The following is a 24793-nucleotide window of genomic DNA, read 5'->3' on the forward strand; positions in this document are numbered from 1 at the left end:
AATTTTATATTCTTGCCGGCTATTTTACAATAGCAATGCCACTATATAACAAATTGATGTACAGAACATTAATACAATTCAATATTTCACTATCCACTTAATAGCGTGGATGTACGCCCCTGGCCACTATATTACGAGCCGCGCTAAAAACAAAAAGCCGTACACTTATGCGTACGGCTTGTAAGAGGTCAGTTGTTTTCCGGATCAGGACAAGTATTTTGCTACCCATCTGCCTTTAATTTCAGATGTGACCCGGTCATATTCCAGGTCAACACCATCGGCAATCGGATCTACAGGGGTGCGTAATGGCCGCTCTCCTTTTGGCATCCGCACAAGATTTAAAGCGGCTTCCGCAATAGCGATAGGATTTGGCTGATGCTTCATCATTGCAGCGCCCAGTTTTTCGCTAAAGGCAGCCATTTGTTTTATTGTGGCATCGCCATAAGCCTCCAAAATGCCGGCACGATCGGCATGGGTACCTTCTTTGCTGTATATCTCTGTTAAAAAAGCGCCCGGTTCAATAATAACGGTTTCTATCCCCTGCTGTAACAGCTCATCATATCCACCTTCTGAAATGCCTTCAACCGCGAATTTTGATGCATTATACGGCACCTGGAAAGGCGGCGAAAACCGGCCGGCATTGCTGGTGATATTAATGATCAAACCGTTTTTTGCCAATCGCATGGCGGGCAGCACTTCGCGATACAGGCGCAGCACACCAAATACATTCACATTAAAAATCTTTTGCACCTGTTCCAGGCTGTAAGCCTCCAGCAGGCCACTTCCCTGAATGGCGGCATTGTTGATCAATACATCAATGCGGCCATGTTTTTTCAATACTTCACCAATGGCAATCCTTACAGATTCATCATCGGCTACATCAAGCTCCAGCACTTCTACATTATCCAACTTAGCCAGGCTTTTGCCGGCTTCAGCATTTTTACCGTTTAGTCCGCGCATGGTAGCAATAACCGTATTGCCTTCCGCGGCAAAGGTTTTTACCATTAATGAACCGAAACCTGTACTGGTGCCGGTTATAACAATTATGTTTTTCATAGTTTGTATTTTTTTAAGTTAGGCTCAAGAAATGATCTTCGTATACTTTTTCATCAAAACCGAAGAACAGAAAATCACCATCTTCTATTACAGGTCTTTTTATAATGCCGGGTTGCTGCTGTAGTAAGGCCAAGGCCATTTCGCTATTGTTAATACCCGCCTTAATTTCCGGGTCGAGCTTTTTCCAGGTCAATCCCTTTTTGTTCAAGAAAACCTCATACCCTTGCTTCCAATCCCATTCCTGTAATTTTTCTTTTGCTACACCTGTTTTTTTAAAGTTTTGAAAATCATTACTGATACCGTGCAACTTAAACCAGGCAAGTGCTTTTTGAGTGGTTCGGCATGTTGTTAATCCGTATATCTTCATTTGCTTATTTTCATTGTACCAATGCCATCGGTTTCCCAACGGCATCAGTACTTATCAATACAGGTTAGTGTGCCGCTGTAATAAATGTTTTGCCTTTATCACCAATAAAATATACCAGTAATTTAGCCTCCTTGGTAGCACTTAGGTTCCTGGTTTCTGCATGCAGGCCATTCGGGTCTTCATAAAAAGCATCGCCTTTTTTAAAGCGCTCAACTTTGCCGTTAAAGGTTGATTGCAACTCACCTTCTAAAACATACGCCACCGTTTGAATAGGATGCCTGTGTGCACCTGATACCTCACCCGGAGCGAAGGTTACAATGATCATGGTAATTTGCTGGTTCTTCAGTTTTGGTGTATTGATAACCTTTTTAAAGATCACCTCGGGAGGTGTTTGAGTTACATCTACAGATTTTGTACTGTGCTGGGCGTGTGCAGTTAAAAATGCCGCGCAAAAAACTAAAAGAGATAATGCTAACTTTTTCATAGTATTTGAGTTTTAAGCAAACCCATCCATTTGAGTTTGTGCAGCAAAATTATAGCGCAAAAAAACGGCGATAATGGTCCAGCAAACAGATTCAATGGGGTCCAAAGCCATTAGGGCGACGGCTGTTATTTTAAAGCATGGCTCTTTTGCACTTTATATCGCTAAAGTTTAACCAATGGGCGTAATACAGTGGATTAATGCTTTACAAAAACACACAACTATTTACAATTCAAACACTTATGATATGGTATAATTTTTCGATAACTACATCTTGAAGCAACCCTTTATCGCCTCATAAATTATACGGTTATGACAAAACACAAACAAAAAGGCCAATGGCCTAATCTTAATTACAATAAGTTAAAAGACACCTTATTAACCGTGCAGCTATGGAGCCAAATTGTTGGTAAAATAAGATTGGTTAGCACTCCATGGATCAATCATGGCTGGAATGTGACCCTCTATACGTCGCCCAGAGGATTAACGACCGGGTTAATGCCTTATGCAGGCGGTGCTTTTCAAATAGATTTCGATTTTATAGACCATCGTTTATCAGTTACATCAAGTAACGGTGGTTCGGCCACCATGAATTTACAACCCGGTAAGGTTTCCGATTTTTATAACCAAACTTTTAATTTGTTAGAACAACTGGGCATACATGTGGTTATTTACGCCAAGCCAAATGAAATGGCCGAAGCAGTTCCGTTTGCTGAAGACCATGCCGACCGGATTTATGATAAACAGCAAATACACAATTACTGGCAAGCGCTGATAAGAATAGAAGCCGTTTTAACCCGGTTTAGGGCAGGTTTTAACGGCAAATGCAGTCCTGTTCATCTATATTGGGGAGAATTTGATCTTGCTGTCAGCCTTTTTTCTGGCAGAAAAGCTCCTGTACACCATGGCACAATGCCTAACATGCCCGAAAGCATTATGCAGGAAGCATATTCACACGAAGTGGCCGGTGCCGGCTTTTGGGGAGGAAGCGAAAGTCACCCATATCCCTCTTTTTACGCGTATTGCTATCCCGCCGCACCTGATTATGGAACACAGACCGTTTTACCGGCCGCGGCAGCTTACCATACCAATATGGGCGAATATATACTCAATTATGATGCAGTACAAAAAGCCGATGATCCGGAGGCCACTTTATTACAGTTTTTGCAGACAACTTTTAATGCCGCGGTTAAAACAGGCCATTGGAGCGAAGAGCTTAGTTACGACCTTACAGCTACGCGGCCAACACCAATCGTCACCGGATTTTATGAGTTGTAATTGGGATTCATGCCCACTTTTTTTCTTCGAAATACGCTTTTGAAGAACCACAAACAGGGCAACTATAATTCAATACATCTGAAAAGGCTATTCCAGGCGAAATGCCATTTTCGTTGTCGCCATAGGTTTCATCATACACGCTTAAGCAATTAATACACTGATGTACGGTTTTCTGTTTAACCGGTTCGCCGGTATCTTCGGTATGTGAATGGTCGTTACCTGTTTTTAGCTCGTTATCGGCATAAAAACTATAGTAAATGCGGCAAAGCTCTTCGAGATGCTTTATTATTTCGGCTTTGGGTACGCGCTTTTTGTAAACTACAAAATCTTTAGAGTTAGGGTTAAAATCGCGGGTATACATAATTTCCCAGTGTTCGCCGGTTTGTTTTTTCAGGATCACCGATCCGAACAAGCCTGTTCGCGGTTGCGTTTTTATAGCGAAGCACAAGCGGTAAGTGCGCATATCGGCTTCCTCAAACTCACGTACCAATTGCCTTTTAAGCGCCAGGCCTTCTGGGCATTGATCTTCTACCTGCCAGTTGAGCTCGTTTGCAGCATGCCGCACATTGAGGCGGTATTTATTGAGCAGACTTCCCCAGTACTGCCTGTCGGTATTATCAATGCTTTTGATCAGGATGGATTTCCATGGGGTAATGTACAACTGCCCTACCCTTGTTTGCAGGCAAAGCATGCAAACATCCTTTAAAAAGCTTAATTCAAAACATTCGTTACGGCGATAAATACCCAGCCAGTACTTATTACTGCCATACTTGTTAAAACCCTCGTAATAGGGCAAAAAGAACTCCGGCAGGTTTAAGGGATGGGTAATGGCCTGCTCATGACTCATGAGTGGCTTAAGCATATTAAAAAACAATTGCTCATCAATTACCGCCTTATCATAAAACTTCGTTTTGTTGCTATAAATAAGCCCTTCTATTACCTTGCTTACTTCCGGAATATCATCTGAGTATACAAGCGCAGGCCAGCAGCAAACCTGGTTTGTTTTAGGGAAACGTACATACAAGTACCAATAATTACTTACCCCCGACGATATAAAGTTGAGGTTGCCGGTAAAAAAAGGCACAAAGCTTTGACCGCTATCGGCAATGTTGATCTTTAACTTAGGCTGATGTGTAAACAGGTCGAATATATCTTTATAAACCCCTTCTTTCAGCCAGCCTTCGGTATTAAAAATAGTATCGGCAACGTATGAACTTACTATGTTGGGATATTCTTCGACACCAAGTTCATAAGCTATTTCGGCACCCAACATGTTATAATTCATATCGTTCAGCAGGCTATCGTCAATATGAAAATACAATTGTTGACGGGTACCAAAATAAATATTGGTTGCACCGGCCTTTTCGGCAATTACCAGTATTTCATATAAATCGCCGGCAGATACTACGCCTCCCGTTAAATTGATCTTGATGGTGTGTTGTACGCTCATATCAACTTTGTAAAATGCCATTTAAACTTTCTTCCAATAAACGCTTCACCTCGGGCCTGCACGAACCGCAGCCCGTACCCGCACCTGTTGCCGAGCAAATATCTTTTAACTCGGTACAGCCCGCGGCTATTTTGTTGCGAATGTTATCGGCACCTACATTATTGCAGCTGCAAACCAGCTTACCCATCACAGGTTCGGCTTTGCTGCCGCTGCGTAACAGTTTAAGGCGTTTATCGCTCAGTTCCGTTTTATTGGCTATCAATTCTCTAAACTCGTTAAACTCGCTTTTGTCGCCTATCAATATGGTGCCTACCAGCCTGTCGTTATGTATGATACATTTTTTGTAGTAGCGCTTGGCCTTGTCAATAAAGGTGATCTCCTCGTAAGTATCATCCGGGCATTCAGACAAGCCTATACTGCACAGGTCGAACCCGTGGATCTTGATTATATTCATAAACAGGCTGCCTTTATAATAGCTGGCAATATCGCCGTTCATGTACCTGGCAACAACTTCGGCCTGCTGCTCGGCAGCGGCGGTAATACCATAAAGCGTGCCCTCAAACTCGGCAATTTCGCCAATGGCGTATATGTTAGGATCGCTGGTGAGCAGGCGTTCGTTAACTACCACACCACGCTTGCAATCAATACCGCAATCTTTTGCCAGCTCCAGGTTGGGCGATGTGCCAATGGCCAGTATCATAGCATCGCAATTGATTTTGCGGCCGCTTCTAAGGCCAATACCCGTCAGCTTAGAGCGGCCGTAAAAAAGCTGCACCTCATCATCATAATAAATATCACAGCCCTGGTCAACCATTTCCTCGTGCAGCAAACGGCTGCCCAGTTCATCAAGTTGCCGGTTCAAAAAGCGCGAGGTACGTTGTATAATTGTTATACTAATACCAATCTCGCGTAACGAAGCGGCCATTTCTAAACCCAGCAAACCACCGCCAACAATTACCACATGTCCGTTTTTAGGCACATGCTTTTTAAAGTTATCAGCATCGGTACGGGTACGCATGCTAAAAACACCCGGCAATTTGGGTATATTTTTTGGTATGGCGGCACGGCTGCCGGTCGCCATCAGTAATACATCATAAGCGGTTCTTTTACCCCGCGAATCAAGCACGCATTTGTTCTCTCGGTCTATTTTTTCAATACTTACACCACGCAGTAAGGAGATATTATAAGCCGGTTCTTCCGAATCTTTCATCTTAACCAGTTGTTCCCATTGCTGTTCGCCGCTGATGTAATCGGGCAGCATTACCCGGTTGTAAAAAGGAAAATTCTCTTTGCTGAAAATTATTATCTCATCATCCGGATTCAGTTCGCGGTATGATCGCACAAAACCGTAAGCTCCCGCGCCTGCGCCTATCACCACAATACGCTGCTTAGGTTTACTAAACTTAACCACATTTACGGCGCAATATTTAAAATCGGGCTCCTTTGATATAGGGTCAATAATATCATTAGTAAGGTTATTGGCACGGTTAAGATCGTTGCCCAGTATTTTGCCCCAATGCATCGGCAAAAATATTACACCCTGTTTTATTTGTGCAGATAGCCTGACTTTAACATGTACCTCGCCCCTTCGGGACGTAATCACAGCTACTTCTCCCTCGCCAATGGCTAACCGTGCGGCGTCATCTGGGTGTATCTCTACAAAGGCTTGCTGATAGTGTTGATTAAGCTTGTTTACCTTACCCGTTTTACTCATGGTATGCCACTGATCGCGAATGCGGCCGGTAGTTAATATAAACGGAAAATCGTTATCGGCGCGTTCGCTGGTAAATTCATCGGGCACGGCATGTATGCGTGCCTTTCGCGATGGTGTGTAGAACTGCTTATCGGTAAATAAACGGCTACTGTCTTTTATATAGCGTTTTTTGAGATAAGGCCACTGTACCGATCTGTTCTCTTTCAGTATATCGTAGTTGAGGCCGCTGATATCGATATTGGTTTTGGCGGTGAGCTTTGCATGTTCGGCATATATAGCCGCGGCATCTTTATAATCAAAACCATTGTAACCCATCTTTCGAGCGAAACGGCAGATGATCTCTGAGTCGGGCAAGGCCTCGCCCGGGGGCTCAACTACTTTATTGAGATAACTGATGCGGCGCTCGGAATTGGTCATGGTACCCTCCTTTTCGGCCCAGGCAGCAGCCGGGAGTATCACATCGGCGTATTGAAGCGTTTCGGGTTTGTTGCTGATTTCCTGCACTACTACATACTTCGCTTTTTTAAGGGCTTCCTCTACCATACGTACATTAGGCATACTGGTAAGCGGGTTGGTACACAGTATCCAGATGGCTTTCAGGCGGCCATCGTTCAATGCCTCAAACATTTCGGTAGCGGTTAGCCCGGGTTTGGGATTAATGGTTGTGCCGCCCCAAAACTTTTGTACCTCTTCGCGATGGAGGGGATTATTCATATCGCGGTGCGCGGGCAGCAGGTTGGCTAATCCGCCTACTTCGCGCCCGCCCATAGCATTTGGCTGCCCCGTGAGCGATAAGGGCCCCGAGCCGGGTTTACCGATGTGGCCGGTGATCAAATTCAAATTGATCAGACTAAGGTTTTTATTTACACCCACTACGCTTTGGTTAAGACCCATTGTCCACATGGTGATAAAACCTTTGGCTTCGCCGATGTAAAGCGCCGCGAGGCGGATATCTGATTCGGTAACGCCACAAATTCGCGATGCTTCGGCAACTGTTCTTTGAAAAACAAGCGCACTGTACTTTTCAAAACCTTCAGTATGGTTTTGTACAAAATGGGCATCAATATCGCCGTTCTCAATCAGCACACGCCCTATGGCATGGTTAAGGGTAACATCCGTACCGGGATTGATTTGCAAATGCAGATCGGCAATGGCGCAGGTATCCGTAACGCGCGGATCTACCACAATCAGCCTTACGTTAGGATTGGCGGCTTTATGGGCCTCCACCCTGCGCCATAATATGGGGTGGCACCAGGCCGGGTTAGCCCCTGTTACATAAAACAGATCGGCCAGTTCAATATCATCATAACAAACGGGTACGCAATCTTCGCCCAAAGCCATTTTGTAACCGGCTACCGCGCTGCTCATACACAGGCGCGAGTTGGTATCCATATTATTACTGCCTATAAAGCCTTTAATGAGTTTATTGATCACGTAATACTCTTCGGTAAGGCATTGGCCCGATGCGTAAAAAGCTACCGAATCGGGCCCGTATTTATTAATGAAGGTTTTGAAAACGGCAGCTGTACGGTCAAGCGCTTCATCCCAGCTTACCCTTTGCATGGGCATGCTTTTATTGTAGCGCATTTGCGGATAAAGCAGCCTGTCGCTCTTATCGTTTACGGTATAGTGCAGGTTCATGCCCTTGCTACACAGCATACCCTTATTAACTGGGTAATTTTTATCGCCCTCAACGGTGATCGATCCGTTTTTTTCTTTATTGATCAGCACGCCGCACCCCACGCCGCAATAGCAGCAAATAGACGTAGCACGGGTATCGGTATTTTTTTTTGAGGACATGCTGATAATTTATGATGCTATTGATCCGGGTATCATTTGAGCTTCAGCCTCTTGCTTTGGGGCAGGCTGTTTATTAAAGCGGGTAACCAGTACTATTAATGAAATAAACATCACGGTGTAACCGATGTACGTAAATGCCTGTACATAAGTAATATTTTCCGACTTAAACAGCATCCCGAAGAACATACCACCCAGGTTGCCGCCTGCGCCCACTATACCACTTACCAGGCCCACATTTTTAGCATTTACAAAAGGCACTATACCATAAGTGGCCCCGTTAGACATTTTGAGGAACAACGCGAACGAGAGCATAGCCACGATAGCCGTAGTTAAAGTACCTGCCTGTGCAAAGAACAGTAAGCCAATCCCCTCTAAAAGTAATACACCTGCAAGCAGTAAACCCTTGCCGCGCATACCAAATTTGGCGCCTACCTTGTCAGATACGATACCACCCAAGGCACGGGCGAAGATGTTCATGAAACCGAATATGCCCGCCCAAAAACCCGCGCTGCTTTGCGAAAGGCCAAATGAATCAACAAAATGGAGCGATGCTACGTTGTCAAAAGTGATCTCCATGCCAAAGCACATGGCATAGGCGGCGGTTAGCGCCCATATACGCCAATCGGCCAGTACGCTCCAATCTGTTTTTGATGAGTTTGCTTTGGTGTAACCAATTTCGTCGTAGTTACCTTCAGGAGTATCTTTGGTGTATTTGTAATACAGGTAAGCCACCACAAGCATCATTACACCCGGTACGATCATAGCGTAGCGCCAGGCCTGAGCGCTGGTATAACCAAAGCCTACAATAGCCGCAAATATTAACGGCATTACCATATTGGTTACGCCGCCGCCAAGGTTGCCCCAGCCACCTGTAATGGCATTGGCCGTTCCTTTAATTTGCGGGGCAAACATCATTGAGGTATGAAACTGTGTGATAACGAAAGAAGACCCGATAATGCCTATTGCCAGCCTGAATAACAGAAACGAAGTATAATCATGCGCCAGGCCTACAAATAAAACGGGGATAGAACCGAAGATCAATAACCTGACAGCAGTTTTACGTGGCCCCCAGGTATCGCATAGTTTACCGATAATAAGCCGCGCGATAATGGTAGCGGTAACCGAGGCGATAATGATGTTGCCCACCTGCGATTTGCTCAAACCGAGTTCGGTACGGATGGTAGGCATCAATGGTGCCAGGCCAAACCAGCCGAAAAAACATACAAAGAACATTAGCCAGGTGATGTGGAAGGTGCGCATTTGCACGCCCTTAACCGAGAATATATTTATTTTGGTAAGTTGATTTTTCATTGTGATTAGTATTGTGAGTACATGTTATTTTTTAACCACGAAGTACACTAAGTTTTACACAAAGGTCACCAAGCATAGATACGATGACAGACTTTGTATTTTCTGTGTAGGCCTTTGCTAACTTTGTGGTTAAATCCATTCTACATCATTTATTTAAAAATTCAGGTTTTACATTTAGTTGGAGGTAAGCCCAAACGGGATGCAGCGCCGCAGTACCGGGAGTTATCCCCTTTGCATACTCCATACTATGGGTAGCAGCCATATAGCTGATGCCTAAATCAACCGTTGTATATTTATTGAGCTTGTAGCCTGTGGTAAAATCAATTTCGGTACCGAGGTGTTTACTCACCGCATTGCCTGCACCATCTTTTTGATTATCGGCCAGGGCAAAGTAATGCCCGGCGAGTTCGGCGGTGATTTTTTTACTTGCCGAGATGTATTTCACCTTTACAAAAGGATCATCAAGGCCGCCTGTTGGCGCACCACTTACGGCATAAAAATAATCCATATAGCCCCAAAACTTATGCGGGGTACCATAAAGCGGGTCAAAACGGTGATTGGTTTTAGAACCCGACAAGGCATTATCGCCCGACAAGCGATCCCAACCTATGGTATAACCTATAGCCGATGGTTTATAGCTTAAAGATGCAGTGTAGGTATAAGCGTTTAACTTAAGTCCGTCGCGATCATGCCCGCCCTGATAGTAAAACCCACCTGTAGCAAGCCATTCATCCTTACCACCCCAAACAGGGTTTACCAGTAAGCCTGTGGTATAGCGTGTATTTACACCGGCTTGGTTAAAGCGTTTGCCATAAATATAACCAACGTCGTCGCCTGCTACATTTTTAACCGAATCGGTAATGTATTTTCCAAACTGATCGGCCAGGAAGAGCGCCGACACCTTAGTTTTGCTGATCTTTTTAGCTACGTATATATATTGTAGTGATTTATAGTTTTGATTGAGGGCATTAGTACCCGGCGAATTAAGAAATGCCGGACTGCCGTTTTTAGCGCTCACTCCCGCTGCGTTAACAAGCGGAATAAAGCCTGCGGGGGTATTGGCTAAGTTGCCTTTACTATCTTTTACGGTTGCAGGTACATTGGCGGGCGTATAATAGGTGCCATTGTAATTAATAGCCTCCGAGCTTTGGTTAAAGGCGAGGCCTACATCTGCCTGCCAGCCATTATTTAATAATTTGAATATCAAGGCATCATGACGGCGAGCTTGCTGTAGCCAATCGGAATTACCCAGCAGGCGGTCATCGTCATAAGACAATTCCTGGCGGCCAATTTTTATGGCGAAATAATCAAAGGGGGAATTTTTAAAGGAAGTATCTTTTTTGTTGGAGAGGATGAGTTCGGCCCAGGCTTCGTGCAGGGCAAGTTTATTGCCATCGGCAGGTGAAATAGTTGAAGCATCCTGCCCCCATAAGCGTACATCTTGTACAGATGCCTGAAAAATGAGTTTACTGTATTTGTAATTAAGAGTGAGCCTCGTTCGCTGTGAAATAAAAGCGGCAGCTTTGTTGTCTTTTGGTTTGAGTGTACCGTAGCCGTCGCGTATTTCGCCGCGTGGTCTTAATTGCCCTGTAAAGGTTAATTGGGCATTTGCTTTGAAACCGGCGGAGCAAAAATAAAAAGACAAAAAAGAGGCAAAGGCATAGCGGTTAAATGCAATTTTGTACATTTGGTTTGGTTTTTTATCTGTTAAAGCAATAAAAACTATCTAACCCTGGCCGGGAATGCGACCTCCCGACAGGGCTTTTTTATGTGGTTACTTTTCTATTTTTTCATCCATTGGCAGTAATTGTTTTGATGGGACATCATTCTATTTCATTTTCTTTTATAAATATATCTTATTTATGACAAAAAAGCAATTTTAATATTCAAAAACAACAAATTTTATTAAATAAAATAGAAAAAAGTGAATATTATATAAGAATATCAATTTACAAAAGTCAAAATTTCATCACAACAAGCAAATCAAACAAATCAAACATAAATAAAACTTACAATTACCTTATGAAAGGTAAAAATCATTGACAAATTTCAATAATAAAGGTACTATACTATATAAAAACCCAAACAATATCTTAAACAAACCATAAAAAATCACAAGCACAACTACAATATCAAAAAGAAACACCCTAATTATCAAAATCGTCTATAAAAAAAAGCATTAACAAAAAAAAAGCATTACCGAAGTAACGCCTTTAACAATTTTATAAAGCTTATTCAATATTTACTAAGACACACCTACATAAACCTTACCCTCTGTCACCTTAATAGGGTAAATCTTTATGGCGCATTCATCTCCGCTTAAACTCTCGCCGGTAAGCAGCGAAAAGGTTTTTTTATGAAACGGACAAGCCACTTTCGGCTCGCAGGTATCGCCGCTACTACCTATCATCCCCCTCGACAAAGCCATTTGCTGCTTATGCGGACATAAATTTTGTGTAGCAAACCACTCCCCTCTACGGGTAAAATTATATATGGCAATTTGCTCACTGCCATGCTTAATACATGCGCCGCCATTTTCCGGAACATCATCGGCGTAGCAGGCCAGTATCCATTGTTGTGCTATTTGCGTTTCCATATTTGCTTCTATTTTTTTCCGGCAGGTGCCGGTGTTTTCTTTAATTAATAACAACCCTTACCAGCTTGCCTTTACCTGGCCGCGCATGGTTTCAAATTTCACGTTCGGATCTTTTTCGTCAACAGCGTTTACAAAGTGAGCGAAACGCTTGCGCAAAGCCGGATCATTAACAGCTTCTTTCCACTCGCAGTGATAGGTATTTACCAGCCCCTGCATCTCCTCCTCCAACTGATCGGCTATGCCCAAACTATCATTAACCACCACATTTTTAAGATAACTCATGCCGCCTTCCATTTTATTTAACCAGGTGGCGGTACGGGTTAGCTGATCGGCTGTTTTTATGTAAAACATCAAAAACCTGTCGAGATACTTAATACAAGTTTCCTTATCAATATCAGCCGCGAGCAATTGCGCATGCTGGGGCTTGGAGCCACCATTACCACATACATATAAATTCCAGCCTTTTTCGGTAGCTATAATGCCAAAATCTTTCGATTGCGCCTCGGCACACTCGCGGATACAACCGCTAACCCCTCCTTTTAATTTATGCGGCGAGCGCACACCCTTATACCTATCCTCTACCTCAATGGCAAACGACACGCTATCGTGCAAACCAAACCGACACCACGTACTACCTACGCAGCTTTTCACCGTACGCAAGGCCTTACCATAGGCATGCCCGCTTTCAAAACCGGCATCAATCAACTCTTCCCATATCAGCGGCAGGTCGCCCACGTGCGCGCCAAACAGATCAATACGCTGCCCGCCGGTAATTTTTGTGTACAATCCGTATTTTTTAGCCACCTGACCAATAACAATTAGCTTATCTGGGGTAATTTCACCTCCGGGGATGCGCGGCACTACCGAATAAGTACCACCCTTTTGAATATTCGCCAAAAATCGATCATTACTATCCTGTATGGTATCCTGCTTAACAATTACATCATTCCAAAGGCTCGATAGAATGCTTGCCACAACCGGCTTACACACCTCGCAGCCATCCCCCTTGCCAAAATGATCGAGCACGAGGTCGTAGTTTTTCAGCTTATTAATTTTCACCAAATCATACAGCTCCTGCCTCGAACGATCAAAATGCTCACAGATCACATTTTTAACATATTGCCCGTTCGCTTTCATTGTACCGGCAATCAAATCTTTCACCAAAGGCACACAACCACCGCAACCCGTACCCGCCTTGGTGCATTTCTTCATCGTGTCAATCCCGGTAACACCCCCATCGGTAACCGCCGCGCAGATCGCGCCTTTGGTAACCGCCTCGCACGAGCAGATCAGCGCATCGTCGGGCAAGCTCATTACACCGGCACCTGCATTAGCCTCGCCGCCACGCGCACCGAGCACCAAATCTTCAGGATCGGGCGGAAGCACTATTTTATTATTTACCGTTTGCAGCAGTATATTATAAGCATCGGCATCACCTATTAAAATACCTCCCAACAAATACTTACCATCGTTAGTAATATTAATGCGCTTGTATATTCCCTTGTGCGTATCTTCAAAAACAATAGTGCGGCAATCGGGCTCGGTAACAAAAGGATCGCCAAAGCTGGCCACATCTACGCCTATCAGCTTAAGCTTGGTACTCATATCAAACCCATAAAAGGCTTTATCACCTTCGGTTACACAAGACACCACCACTTCGGCCATATCATAACCCGGCGCTACCAGCCCGTATATCATGCCATCATACAAGGCGCATTCGCCAATGGCAAAAATACAATCGTCGCTGGTTTGCATTTTTTCATTTACCAAAATACCGCCACGCATGCCTACCTGCAACCCGGCCAGCCTCGCCAACTCATCGCGCGGACGAATACCGGCCGATATTACCAGCATATCTACCGCAAGCTCCGTGTCGTCATTAAAACGCAAGGCCTTTACAGCATGCTCGCCGGTTATATTGGTGGTACTTTTATTAAGATGAATATTTAAGCCGAGCTGCTTTAACTTTTGGCGTAACATTTCGCTGCCCGCGACATCCACCTGGCGAGGCATTAGTCGCGGTGCAAATTCAATTACATGCGTATCTTCAATACCCAAATCAATAAGTGCCTTAGCCGCCTCTAAACCAAGCAAACCACCACCCATCACGGCGCCTGTTTTTGATTTTGCAGCGTAAGCCTTTATCAACTCCAGGTCTTCAATGGTACGATACACAAACACCCCATCCTTTTCAATCCCCGGAATATCGGGCACAAACGGCGCCGATCCTGTAGCCAACACCAGGTAATCGTATTGCAGGTTAAGGCCTTTTAATGAATGTACTGTTTTTTCGGCGCGGTTTATTTCCTGTATAGGATCATCAAGATGAAGGGTAATACTATTTTCGACATACCATGATGATGCAGAAAGAGAAAGATCATCAGCTGTTTTACCCGTAAAATATTCACTCAGGTGAACCCTGTCGTAAGCGCGCCTTGGCTCTTCGCCAAAAACAATGACATTAAACCGGGAGGTTTTGGATACAAGTTTTTCACAAAACTTGTATCCTACCATGCCATTGCCAATCACTATAATGGTTGGTTGCAACATATAAAGTTTTTTAAATGTTAAAGCTCTTTTTAATCTAACAAATCAATTCCGAATGCGACCTCGAATGATTTACCATAGCAATAGTAGCAATTAATTATTTTAAATCATATTTTTTGATGTTTTTATTTTTTATAATACATATTTATATTATTTAAGATATAAAAATTAGATATTTTAACTAAATAAATCAATAAGATTGCAGATATTAGCAATTATCAATAACACCAAACATGATTTTTATAGCATAAAATCAAAATAGATGAGAATAAAACACGAATTACATATAAAATCTATAGAAAAGCAGAATAAAAATGATAAGGACTGATACAAAACTGGAATTATATGTAATTGGAGCCGGCCCGGGTGATCCGGAACTGATTACAATGAAAGCCTACAAGGTATTGCAACAGGCACGTGTTGTATTATATGATAATTTGGCTAATCAGCAATTATTAGATCTTGTGCCTAAGGACTGTGAAAAAGTTTACGTTGGCAAGCAGCCTTATGGCGAATACACTCCGCAGGAGACCATACACGAGCTGATAAAACAGTTCGCTTTTAAAAAAGGCAGCGTTGTAAGGCTAAAAGGAGGCGACCCTTTTATTTTTGGACGTGGCTTTGAAGAAATTATATACGCACGCGAGCATGGCATTACTACACATTATATACCCGGCATTACCAGTATGCAGGCATCGGGATTTGAGGATATTCCATTAACACACCGCACCATGAGCGAGGGCGTGTGGATGATAACCGGAACCAAAAAAGATGGCAGCCTATCTGCCGATTTGCGCCTGGCCATGCAAAGCAATGCTACAGTAGTTATATATATGGGGATGAAACAAATAGAGTCAGTTGCGGATACCTATATTAAGGAAAACCGGGGCGATACACCGGCAGCCATTATTCAACATGCCTCACTTCCGCATAAAAAATCGGCAAGGGGATTGGTTAAAGACCTGCCTGCGTTAGCGAAAGAGCAACAGCTTACCTACCCAGCGCTTATTATTATTGGCCAGGTGACAGCCCTGCCACAACAGTATTTATCAGCATAAATAACATAATAAAATTATGAAGATCCGCATTAAAGGCAACTCGGTACGCTACCGCCTTACACGCTCGGAAGTTGAGCGCTTTACCGCCACAGGCTATTTTGAAGAAGCAACTTCTTTTGGCGATCAGCAATTGATATACGCGCTGCAACAATACAATGAAGCTGAATTATCAGCAAAATTTGAAAATAACAAGATCACTTTATTAATGCCCCAACTATTGGCGAAAGAGTGGGCCACTACCGATCGTGTAGGATTCAACAACAACAGCAGCACTTTATACCTGTTAATTGAAAAGGATTTTGTGTGTATTGATGCCATGAGTGAAGATCAAAGTGATAATTACCCCAATCCTTTGTTGAAATAAAAGAGTGCATTTCTTAAAGTGAAAGCGCCACGGCTCGCTATTGACTTTTTAGTCAATTCATTCAACTAATTGCATAGTTTATTTATCGTGTATTAGTTTCGTTTGATTCTTTGACTTATTGTAAACGAATAATTTTTAAGTATTCTTTTTGCAACTCGGTCACTTACCGATACAGAAAGAATTTATATACTGATAATCAGACAATTACACAAAACTGGTAACAAATAGGTAACAAAAATCACCAAAGGCACAAACGCCTTATTTACAGGTAGTTAAGCATCAAAAATGGGATATTTGATAACATTTACTATTAATCCAAATATCGCAAAATAAATCGAAAAGTCCAAAAGCAGTTGAGACCTCAATAATGCCCAGTTATTCTAATGATGTGAACGCTATCCGGTATGAACAGGCTATCCCGCATTAATAGTCCGGAGCAAGTAATCCCGCCGTTTAGATCCTAAAGAAATGATCGATTCGATGTTTGGGATCCTTCCATCCGATACCGGTAAATTCCGTAACGTGGTCCCTAAATTCGTAGAGGGTATGTTGAAAAATCACCAAGTGAGAGCTTGGGAAAATACGATCTAAAGTCCAACAAATACTATAATGTTCTTTAAAGCCGGCTTACTGCTGGCTTTATGCTTTATATTTAAAAGTTTTTGTTTATCCAATTGTGTAAATTTTTTTTGCTCAATAAATCTAATATCGAATCCAAAAATTAGAACTACAGAATAACGGTGTAAACTGATTCCAGTATTACTATTCAAAAACGACAAGTAAAACCAGGACGAGACAGTTGGTCTATATATTCCAAGCACATTAACCACCGCTTTCCGAAAAAATAGGCTAATGTGTCCCATAACACATTGACCTCTTCTGTGAAACTCTATGATCAATGGCTCCGGAAAGTCCATCCCGCCTCCGGAACTAAAGGAAATGAAAATGCCGCAACTACTAAGCAGTCTGCGGCATTTTACTATAGAATATATTGATCTGTATTAATTTTTGAGGAAGCTGTTCGCTGTAGTGACGAACTGATCATGGTTCTGAGAAAAAGAAGCATGGCCCGAGTCTTTATATACTATCAATTTAACATTAGGAAAACTTTTGGCCATGTTTTGCGCATTGATCACAGGCACGGGTATATCATTTTCACCTTGCGCTATCAGTACTGGCTGGGTAACTTTTTTTAATTCATTTAATGCTTCCGGGTATGGCTGGGCCCAACCCAATACAGCAGTGAGTTCCGCCAAACCTGTTTCAGGACTCAATGCAACATCACGATCTACGGTGCGTTTTTGTGAACGCTTCCAGGCTGCTTTACCTGCTGCAATACTTGCAGGAGAGCTGGTGAATGCAAATTTTAAAAAGCTTTCTTTTGGGCTCAGGCCAGCCGCTGCGCCTAATAAGTTCGGCAAGTTGCTCAGTCCCTGGGCACCCTTTGGCCCGGTGCCAGTCAGAATCAGCTTATTGACTATACCGGGTTCAGTAAGTACTATTTGCTGTGAAATGAAACTCCCCATAGAAAATCCCATCAGGTTTACCTTGGTATAGCCTAATGTTTTGATGAAATTTACTACGCCCTTAGCCATATCCGCTACATTATCTGGCGTTTTACCGGTAGAGGATGCAACACCTTCTATATCAAAAATAATTACCGTATTATTTTGTGCCAGTCCGTTGGTAACAGCCGGGTCCCAATCATCCATTGAAGCACCCAGGGATGAAGCCATTATTAATGGAATGCCCGGCTTATTGCCTAATATTCTATAGGCGAATTTTGCCTGACCGACCAAGGCGAATTTAGTTGGAGCTTTCAAATGATAGTCGACCTCTTCTACTGGAGGCTGCGTTGGCTGATCGTCTTTTGTACAGGCAATAAAAGCCAGGCTCAGCAGGCATATTAGTCCTAATTTTGTTAGTGTTGTTTTAGTTCTTGAAGTTTCCATAGTACTTGTTTTTGAATTATATGATCCAAAATTAGCGGCTATGCTGCCCTGCTAACAGCCAAAAACAGTTGAACAGGACATATAAAGGTATGATCAGGGCAATTGTTGTGGTTAAGCTGATAGCCGGAAAGTTTAGCCGAAAGTTAACTACCCGGTTACATAAGGCAGGTGGAAAAATATAACAAGCCAAGCCTTATATTAAAGCTTATCGCATTGATAATTATTGCAAATACAATGTGGGTTTAGCGCTCCTCCATCCATGTAAGGAAGCTGTGGGATTTTTCCTTGTTAATTAAAAGCTTTTCCGGTGTTTCAATAAGCAGTTTAACGTACAATTTACGCATAAAATAATGTTCAACTTCCTTGATTGCTTTAAAGTTGACCAGGTATTGGCGGTTAACTCTGAAGAATTGTCTTGCAGCTACCGAAGCTGTCACCTGATCAAGTGATTGGTTGAGCGCAAATTCCTGCTTATCAAAACACATAATAGAAGTGCTGTCATTCCGGATATAAAAAAAGGCAATATCATCGGTTTGAACGGTGGCATACTTCTGGTTTTTAAATACCAAAAAACTCGTTTTCCCGCTCGGCGTATTTAATTTTGATAGCAGATCGCCAAGTTCAGGCACCACCTTTTGCTGAAAAAAATTCTTCAGTTCGTCCACTTTACGCAGCGCCTGGCTAATATCGTCTTTAGAGAATGGTTTAAGTACATAATCAATGCCTTTACTTTTAAAAGCTTCCAACGAATATTCGTCAAACGCGGTGCAAAAAACAACCGGGCAGGTGATGTTTACCGATTTGAAGATCTCGAAGGATAAGCCATCAGCCAACTGGATATCCATAAAAATGAGGTCAGGCTGCAAACCACCTAAAAGGGCTGCTACCGAACCTTCGATACTTTGATACTGCCCGAGGATCTTTGATGCGGGGCGCAGGCTTAAGATGATATTTTCAAGCGATTTTGCTGTTTTTAGCTCGTCCTCAATGATGATGATATTCATTTATTAATGGTAGTTTGATTTGAAAAAATTTACCGTCGTTGATGATCTCGATTTCTTTTTCGAGTAAATGGAAATAACGCAGCTGAATATTTTTCAGGCCCACGCCCAGCGAATTATGGTCGCCCGATTTCAGCCTGATCAGATTCTCCACTATGATCTTTCCGTCTTTTTCATACAGGCAGATATGTAAAGGCCTGTCGAGAGAAACCACATTATGCTTAATGCAGTTCTCAACCAGTAATTGTAAGGTGAATGGGGGTATTAATGTCTGCAACACATGCTTGGGTAAATCCTCTTTGAAAGTAAAGCCGCCTTCAAACCGCGCGTTTTGTAAAAACAGGTATGCATTCACAATCTCCATTTCTTCGGAGAGATGAATCAGATCCAGTTTACGGCTTTCCAGGGTGTAGCGATAGAAATTGGATAACTTAATGATAAAATCAATGGCATCTTCGTCTCCGCTTTCTACCATGGCCTTAAGTGTATTTAAACTATTGAACAGGAAATGGGGGTTAACTTGTTGTTTTAACAATTCATACTGTGCACCCAGGTTATCGTTTTTAATCTGTTCCAGCTCCATGCTTACTGTCTGGTTTTCATAGTTTTGCTGAAGCAGGTGCAGAAACATGTAAAATACCAGATTGATGAGAATACCCCGTACCTCTACCATCAGCATAACCGGGCCGAAATTGATATGAGAGAGGATCAACTGTTGTATCCAGGCCAGGCCCAGCATCAGAATCAAGCCAAAAAGCAGGCTTTCGATCAAGCGTTTGTAGGAAATTGTTTGCCCTGTTTTTTTATCAGACTGGCGGGACAACATGAAAATGTTAAAATACCACATCACCAACGCAAAGGCTGCAGTGATTGCGGCGTTTACCGCTGCTTCTGCAACATTAAAATGAAGTGCGGCAATTTGAGGAACAGAAGATAAAAGGCCCAAAAATATCGAACTGCCCCAGATAACTGCAGGCGCGATCTTTATTTTTTGATGTTTTGTTTTTTGATCCATTACTGAGCTTGCCGCTACTGGCGATTAATAAACTATATTTTATGAAGATAAATTTACCTGATTTGAAACGGATACGGAGCATTTTAAACCCTGAACCGGACACATTCCGCCTTGAACAAGACAAATCGGTACTCAAGAAAATCTACAGCCAAATTAGGAATTATAATTTTTATTCAACAATTTTGTTGAATAAAATATTGCTTCCATTCACCATTTTCGTTCTGGTGATCAAACGTTAAAAGTAATTGCTTATGAGTATCATTATCAACTCGGTCAGCTTCATCCATCCGGATAAAGAAACTTTATTCAGGCAACTTACCCTGAGTATCAGCAAAGGCGACAAAGCATCCCTGGTGGGTAATAACGGTGCCGGAAAATCTACCTTATTGCAGGTTATCGCGGGCAAGTTACGGCCTTCATCCGGGGAAATAATCTTAACGGAAAAACCGTGGTTCGTCCCCCAGCACCTGGGTCAGTACAATGAATGCACCATTGCAGAAGTACTCGAGGTAGCTATCAAGCTTAAAGCTATTGATGCTATTACTTCTGGTGACCCGGATCTGAGCCTGTACGATCAGTTGGAGGATGACTGGACAATTGCAGACAAAGTATCGGCCGCGCTCAGCGAATGGGGCATCGGGCATTTGCTGCCTGGCCAACTGATGCGTGAGTTGAGCGGAGGGGAAAAAACGAAAGTGTTTTTAGCAGGCATCAGCATTTGGGAACCCGGTATCATCCTGCTGGATGAGCCCACCAACCACCTGGACAGTGCCGGCCGGGAAAAGGTTTATAAATTAATGGTAACAAGCAAGGCGACGATCCTGCTGGTAAGCCATGACCGCTTATTATTGAACCTGGTCAATAAAACCATTGAACTTAACAGCTCAGGGCTGGAGGTTTATGGCGGTAATTTTGATTTTTTCAAAGAACAGCAACAGATAAAAGCCGATGCGCTGCAAAACCAACTGGATGACAGGTCCAAAGTGCTAAAGCAAACCCAGCATAAAGCACGTGAGTTGGCCGAACAGCGCCAGAAGAAAGAAATCAGGGGAAAGGCAGCCGGCCAAACCAATTCGCTCCCACGTATCATTGCCGGAGGACTAAAAAGCAAGGCCGAGCAAAGTACCACCAGGGTATTAGATAGACAGCACGATAAAGCGGAAGGAATTACAGAGCAGATACGGCAGTTGCGCAGCCAGATACAGCAGTACCAGGTTTTGCAGATCGATATCAGCAGTTCTTCCGTTCATCGCGGAAAACTTTTAGTTGATGCCCGGCGGATCAATTTCCGGTACGGAGAAAAGTGGTTATGGGAACCACTCAATTTCCAGATAAGATCTGGTGACCGTGTACAAATCTCCGGCGATAACGGGAAAGGAAAGACGACCTTGATCGGCCTGATCACGGGTAAGCTAACGGCTACGTCGGGCATTTTACAGCGGGTTAACTTTAAATATCTTTATCTTGACCAGGATTATACGCTGATTCGCGTAGAACTGACCGTGTATGAACAGGTGTCATATTATAACAGCCGGAACCTGGAAGAACATGAATTAAAATCCCTGCTGATCTATTCACAGTTTCCGAGGGAAGCCTGGGATAGGAAAAGCAAAGATCTGAGCGGAGGAGAGAAAATGAAACTTTCCCTTTGCTGCCTTGCCGTAAGCAATTACACACCTGATATGCTCATACTTGATGAACCGACCAATAACCTCGATGTTCAAAGTCTTGATATTTTAACGGCCTCAATAAAAACTTACAACGGCACACTCGTTGTCGTTTCGCATGACCGGCAATTTGTTGCTGATATCGGCATTAGCCAGTCAATCAGTTTAAATACTAAATCATAAAAAAGATGCCACTTAAAAACACAGGCACTGAGCAGTTGATTAAGGAGACTACCAAACGGATATTATTTGCCGAAGGACGGCTTTATGCCACTACACAGGAAATTGCTGATGCAGCCGGCATCAACCGTTCGGCGGTTCATTATTACTTTAAAACCAGGGACCTGTTAATTGCAGAGGTTTTTGAAGAATCGATGACCGCTCTAAGTGTACGGCTGGATCAGGCGATGCAATCCAAATTAACGTTTGACCGAAAGATCGCTGAACTGATTGATATTTACCTGGCAGAAATGATCGCCTATCCCTACGAGGAAACTTTTATGGTTACAGAGATCAATAGCGCAGGCCAAAAACTGGTGAGCAATATCCGTGAAGCGCCGGTGGCCTCTTTTTTAAGGGAGGTAGCCGCAGAAATGGAAGCTGGCCGGCTGGAAAAAATGGACCCGGTCCATTTTTTGATCAATTTATTCGGGTTGTTATCCTACCCTATTATTATGGCTCCATTATACCAGCAGTTTTTCCAACTGACCAAGGATGATTTCGACCGGATCATCCATCAAAGGCGTCAATTGGTTTACAAAATGTTGCTTAAGGATAGTTACAGTAAATTAGAAGGTGCGCAGGAATAAATCGTGCTTTCTCAAACAAAAAGAGGAAATACAATGCATTTCCTCTTTTTGTTTATGTATCGATGTGCTTACAACACCACGTTAATCTCCACGTTGATGTTTCCGCGGGTAGCTTTTGAATAAGGACATGTTTGATGAGCAGCCTCTATCACCACTTTAGCCTGGTCATATGTTAAACCGGGCAGGCTTACATTTAGGCGGGCCTGAAGCGCGAAACCATCCGGGCCGGTTGCCAAATCAACCTCTGCATCCACAGCAACATCTTCCGGCAAGGGTATTTTTAAAGCGGTTGCGTTGTGACGCATTGCGCCAATAAAACAAGCCGACCAGCCAGCGGCAAACAATTGCTCAGGGTTTGTTCCTTTACCGGGCCCGCCGGGTGTAGAAAGCGCTACGTTCAAATGTTCATCAGTACTTTTAGCAGCACCTTCGCGGCCACCTGTAATATGTACCTTGCCTGTATAAAGGACTTTACTGATCGGGGTTCCCGCGTTATTGGCTGAGCCGATGATCTGTTGATTGTTCATGATATTTTGTTAGTTTATGATGAGTATTTATAATAATTAAACTACTGGTGCTTATTGGCGTACCATTGCAGCGGCGGCAATAATGGCCCCGGCAAAATCTTGCGGTGCTTCTTGCGGAAGGTTATGACCTATGCCGCCGGTAAGCGTACGGTGTTCATATTTATTTTTGAAACGTTTGGCATAATCCTCCGGTTTAGGGTGCGGGGCGCCGTTAGCGTCACCTTCCAGCGTTATAGCCGGCACCGTGATGTCCGGGAAAGTTGCCAGTTTTGTTTCGTAGGCATCATATCTGCTTTCTCCCTCGGCTAACCCAAGGCGCCAGCGGTAGTTATGAATAACGATATCAACATGATCGGGGTTGTCCAGAGATGCTGCCGAGCGGGCAAATGTAGCATCATCAAATTTCCATTCAGGAGATGCCGTTTGCCAAATTAGTTTAGCGAAATCATGCGTATTGGCTTTGTAACCCTCACGCCCTCGTTCTGTTGAGAAATAATATTGATACCACCAGCTTAACTCTGCTTTTGGTGGTAACGGTTTTTTGTTGCCCTCCTGGCTGCCTATCAGGTAGCCGCTAACCGAGATGAGCGCCTGGCAGCGTTCGGGCCACAGGGCCGCAATAATATTGGCGGTCCTTGCGCCCCAGTCGAACCCACCGATGATCGCGTTTTTGATCCTCAGTGCATCCATGAAATCGATAATATCTTTGGCAATCGCGGCCTGCTGTCCATTCCTGGCTGTTACTTCTGAAAGGAACATGGTGGTACCATGTCCGCGCAAATGAGGGATCAGTACACGGTAGCCTTTGGCGGTCAGTAACGCAGCCGTGTCGGCAAAACTATGGATATCGTAAGGCCAGCCGTGCAACAGAATCACAACCCGTCCATTTACGGGCCCTTCATCGGCATAACCGATATCAAGCAAAGGGGTGCGGACCTGCTTAATGGCGAAGGTACGCAGCCCGGTGACGGAGTTTTGTGACGCTATTTTATTGTTTTGTAATGATTTGGCCTGCAGAATATTGAAACCTGCGAACTGAGTAGCCACTGCACCAAGCGCGGTAATGCTTAAAAAACGGCGGCGATCAAGATTTTTATTTTCCATGGTAGCTGAGTTTGGCTTTAATTTATTCGTCAGACAGCCGGTATTTACCGTTTGACAGAACAAATGTAGCCTCACCCGGGTACATCAGGAATGAGAGATGAGTTGAAGTGGACAAATCGGCTCGCTGATCAGGCATATAACCCGCCGAACACCCCGGCCTGCTGTTAGCCCTGCCTCATTCTTTCGCGGTGCATCTTGCCCCAATTGATCATTTCCAGGATGATACCACCGAAAGACATACAATAATCGGTTTCGGTATATTCCACCAAAACAGGCGTTCCCGGGAATACCGTACGCTTGATCAACTGGTTGGCTTCCATATCTTTTAATTCCCGTGACAACATCCGCGTGGTGATACCGGGAATGCTTCTTTCAATCTCTCTGAAACGTTTATTACCGTTACAAATGGAATTAATGATCAGCAAACGCCATTTTCCACCAACCACATACATGGTATCCTGTAAGGCCTGTACCTCCTCTTTATGGTTTCTCGGATCGGAAAGTACTTCCCCGGCCTTTCTTATCATTTCTTCATTTACCATAACGACCAATATTTGATGGTTACAAAATTATATCATCCCGGTCAATTTCATGTATCACAACAAAGAAATTGTAGTGGTTGCTTAAATGCCAAAAGCGCAGGTGGATCACACCCGCGCTTTTCCCTTTTAACGGTACGCACACTTCTACGCTATC

20 protein-coding genes are annotated in these 24793 nt (G+C 43.5%); 5 read left to right on the top strand and 15 right to left on the bottom strand.

Annotated features, from left to right (window positions below; translation table 11 throughout):
- Positions 1-204: 204 nt before the first annotated feature.
- The 3 genes from ABD894_RS12530 to ABD894_RS12540 form a co-directional block, all read right to left on the bottom strand.
- Positions 205-1056, bottom strand: coding sequence for an SDR family oxidoreductase (locus tag ABD894_RS12530; RefSeq protein ID WP_345211382.1), 852 nt, complete (start codon positions 1054-1056; stop codon positions 205-207).
- Between the two features lie 13 nt (positions 1057-1069).
- On the bottom strand, positions 1070-1423 hold the full coding sequence (locus ABD894_RS12535; RefSeq protein WP_345211383.1) for an ArsC/Spx/MgsR family protein: 354 nt from the start codon (positions 1421-1423) through the stop codon (positions 1070-1072).
- 64 nt (positions 1424-1487) lie between these two features.
- Complete coding sequence (locus ABD894_RS12540; protein WP_345211384.1) at positions 1488-1907, bottom strand: cupin domain-containing protein; 420 nt, start codon at positions 1905-1907, stop codon at positions 1488-1490.
- A gap of 309 nt (positions 1908-2216) precedes the next feature.
- Here ABD894_RS12540 and ABD894_RS12545 point away from each other — a divergent pair, with 309 nt between their 5' ends.
- Positions 2217-3182 carry a DUF5996 family protein gene (locus tag ABD894_RS12545; protein ID WP_345211385.1) on the top strand — a complete coding sequence of 322 codons (966 nt, stop codon included), beginning with the start codon at positions 2217-2219 and terminating at the stop codon, positions 3180-3182.
- Positions 3183-3189: 7 nt separating this feature from the next.
- On the opposite strand, the gene ABD894_RS12550 is transcribed toward ABD894_RS12545, so the two are convergent.
- The 6 genes from ABD894_RS12550 to nirB form a co-directional block, all read right to left on the bottom strand.
- Complete coding sequence (locus tag ABD894_RS12550; protein WP_345211386.1) at positions 3190-4632, bottom strand: rubredoxin; 1443 nt, start codon at positions 4630-4632, stop codon at positions 3190-3192.
- Position 4633: 1 nt separating this feature from the next.
- Positions 4634-8146 (bottom strand): molybdopterin-dependent oxidoreductase, encoded by a 3513-nt coding sequence (locus ABD894_RS12555; RefSeq protein WP_345211387.1) that lies wholly within the window; start codon positions 8144-8146, stop codon positions 4634-4636.
- Positions 8147-8155: 9 nt separating this feature from the next.
- Positions 8156-9457: a NarK family nitrate/nitrite MFS transporter gene (locus tag ABD894_RS12560; RefSeq protein ID WP_345211388.1), complete on the bottom strand. Its 1302-nt coding sequence runs from the start codon at positions 9455-9457 to the stop codon at positions 8156-8158.
- A 145-nt stretch (positions 9458-9602) separates the two neighbouring features.
- The gene (locus tag ABD894_RS12565; RefSeq protein WP_345211389.1) at positions 9603-11144 is read right to left on the bottom strand and encodes an alginate export family protein; all 1542 of its coding nucleotides are present in this window, start codon (positions 11142-11144) and stop codon (positions 9603-9605) included.
- Between the two features lie 558 nt (positions 11145-11702).
- A complete protein-coding gene (gene nirD / locus ABD894_RS12570) occupies positions 11703-12053 on the bottom strand; it encodes a nitrite reductase small subunit NirD (protein WP_345211390.1) in 351 nt (116 codons plus the stop codon).
- 57 nt (positions 12054-12110) lie between these two features.
- The gene (nirB, locus tag ABD894_RS12575) at positions 12111-14603 is read right to left on the bottom strand and encodes a nitrite reductase large subunit NirB (protein ID WP_345211391.1); all 2493 of its coding nucleotides are present in this window, start codon (positions 14601-14603) and stop codon (positions 12111-12113) included.
- Positions 14604-14914: 311 nt separating this feature from the next.
- Between nirB and cobA the strand changes: the two genes are divergently transcribed.
- The gene (gene cobA, locus ABD894_RS12580; protein WP_345211392.1) at positions 14915-15658 is read left to right on the top strand and encodes a uroporphyrinogen-III C-methyltransferase; all 744 of its coding nucleotides are present in this window, start codon (positions 14915-14917) and stop codon (positions 15656-15658) included.
- Between the two features lie 16 nt (positions 15659-15674).
- Positions 15675-16022 carry a DUF7009 family protein gene (locus ABD894_RS12585; RefSeq protein WP_345211393.1) on the top strand — a complete coding sequence of 116 codons (348 nt, stop codon included), beginning with the start codon at positions 15675-15677 and terminating at the stop codon, positions 16020-16022.
- A gap of 1001 nt (positions 16023-17023) precedes the next feature.
- On the opposite strand, the gene ABD894_RS12590 is transcribed toward ABD894_RS12585, so the two are convergent.
- The 3 genes from ABD894_RS12590 to ABD894_RS12600 form a co-directional block, all read right to left on the bottom strand.
- A complete protein-coding gene (locus tag ABD894_RS12590; RefSeq protein WP_345211394.1) occupies positions 17024-17974 on the bottom strand; it encodes an alpha/beta fold hydrolase in 951 nt (316 codons plus the stop codon).
- Between the two features lie 242 nt (positions 17975-18216).
- Positions 18217-18978 carry a LytR/AlgR family response regulator transcription factor gene (locus ABD894_RS12595; protein ID WP_345211395.1) on the bottom strand — a complete coding sequence of 254 codons (762 nt, stop codon included), beginning with the start codon at positions 18976-18978 and terminating at the stop codon, positions 18217-18219.
- A complete protein-coding gene (locus ABD894_RS12600) occupies positions 18959-19990 on the bottom strand; it encodes a sensor histidine kinase (RefSeq protein WP_345211396.1) in 1032 nt (343 codons plus the stop codon). The genes ABD894_RS12595 and ABD894_RS12600 overlap by 20 nt, the downstream gene beginning before the upstream one ends.
- 251 nt (positions 19991-20241) lie before the next feature.
- Between ABD894_RS12600 and ABD894_RS12605 the strand changes: the two genes are divergently transcribed.
- Together ABD894_RS12605 and ABD894_RS12610 are read left to right on the top strand one after the other, a co-directional pair.
- Entirely contained in the window at positions 20242-21840 is a 1599-nt protein-coding gene (locus tag ABD894_RS12605; protein ID WP_345211397.1) for an ABC-F family ATP-binding cassette domain-containing protein, read from the top strand.
- 5 nt (positions 21841-21845) lie between these two features.
- Positions 21846-22466, top strand: coding sequence for a TetR/AcrR family transcriptional regulator (locus ABD894_RS12610; RefSeq protein ID WP_345211398.1), 621 nt, complete (start codon positions 21846-21848; stop codon positions 22464-22466).
- Between the two features lie 68 nt (positions 22467-22534).
- On the opposite strand, the gene ABD894_RS12615 is transcribed toward ABD894_RS12610, so the two are convergent.
- The 3 genes from ABD894_RS12615 to ABD894_RS12625 all read right to left on the bottom strand — a co-directional run bounded on the left by ABD894_RS12615 (position 22535) and on the right by ABD894_RS12625 (position 24639).
- The gene (locus ABD894_RS12615; RefSeq protein WP_345211399.1) at positions 22535-22993 is read right to left on the bottom strand and encodes an organic hydroperoxide resistance protein; all 459 of its coding nucleotides are present in this window, start codon (positions 22991-22993) and stop codon (positions 22535-22537) included.
- A 51-nt stretch (positions 22994-23044) separates the two neighbouring features.
- A complete protein-coding gene (locus ABD894_RS12620; RefSeq protein ID WP_345211400.1) occupies positions 23045-24097 on the bottom strand; it encodes an alpha/beta hydrolase in 1053 nt (350 codons plus the stop codon).
- Positions 24098-24261: 164 nt separating this feature from the next.
- Positions 24262-24639, bottom strand: a complete 378-nt coding sequence (locus ABD894_RS12625; RefSeq protein WP_345211401.1) for a winged helix-turn-helix transcriptional regulator — start codon at positions 24637-24639, stop codon at positions 24262-24264.
- Positions 24640-24793: the final 154 nt, after the last annotated feature.

This window comes from Mucilaginibacter gynuensis, from assembly GCF_039541195.1.
GTDB classification, from domain to species: Bacteria; Bacteroidota; Bacteroidia; order Sphingobacteriales; family Sphingobacteriaceae; genus Mucilaginibacter; species Mucilaginibacter gynuensis.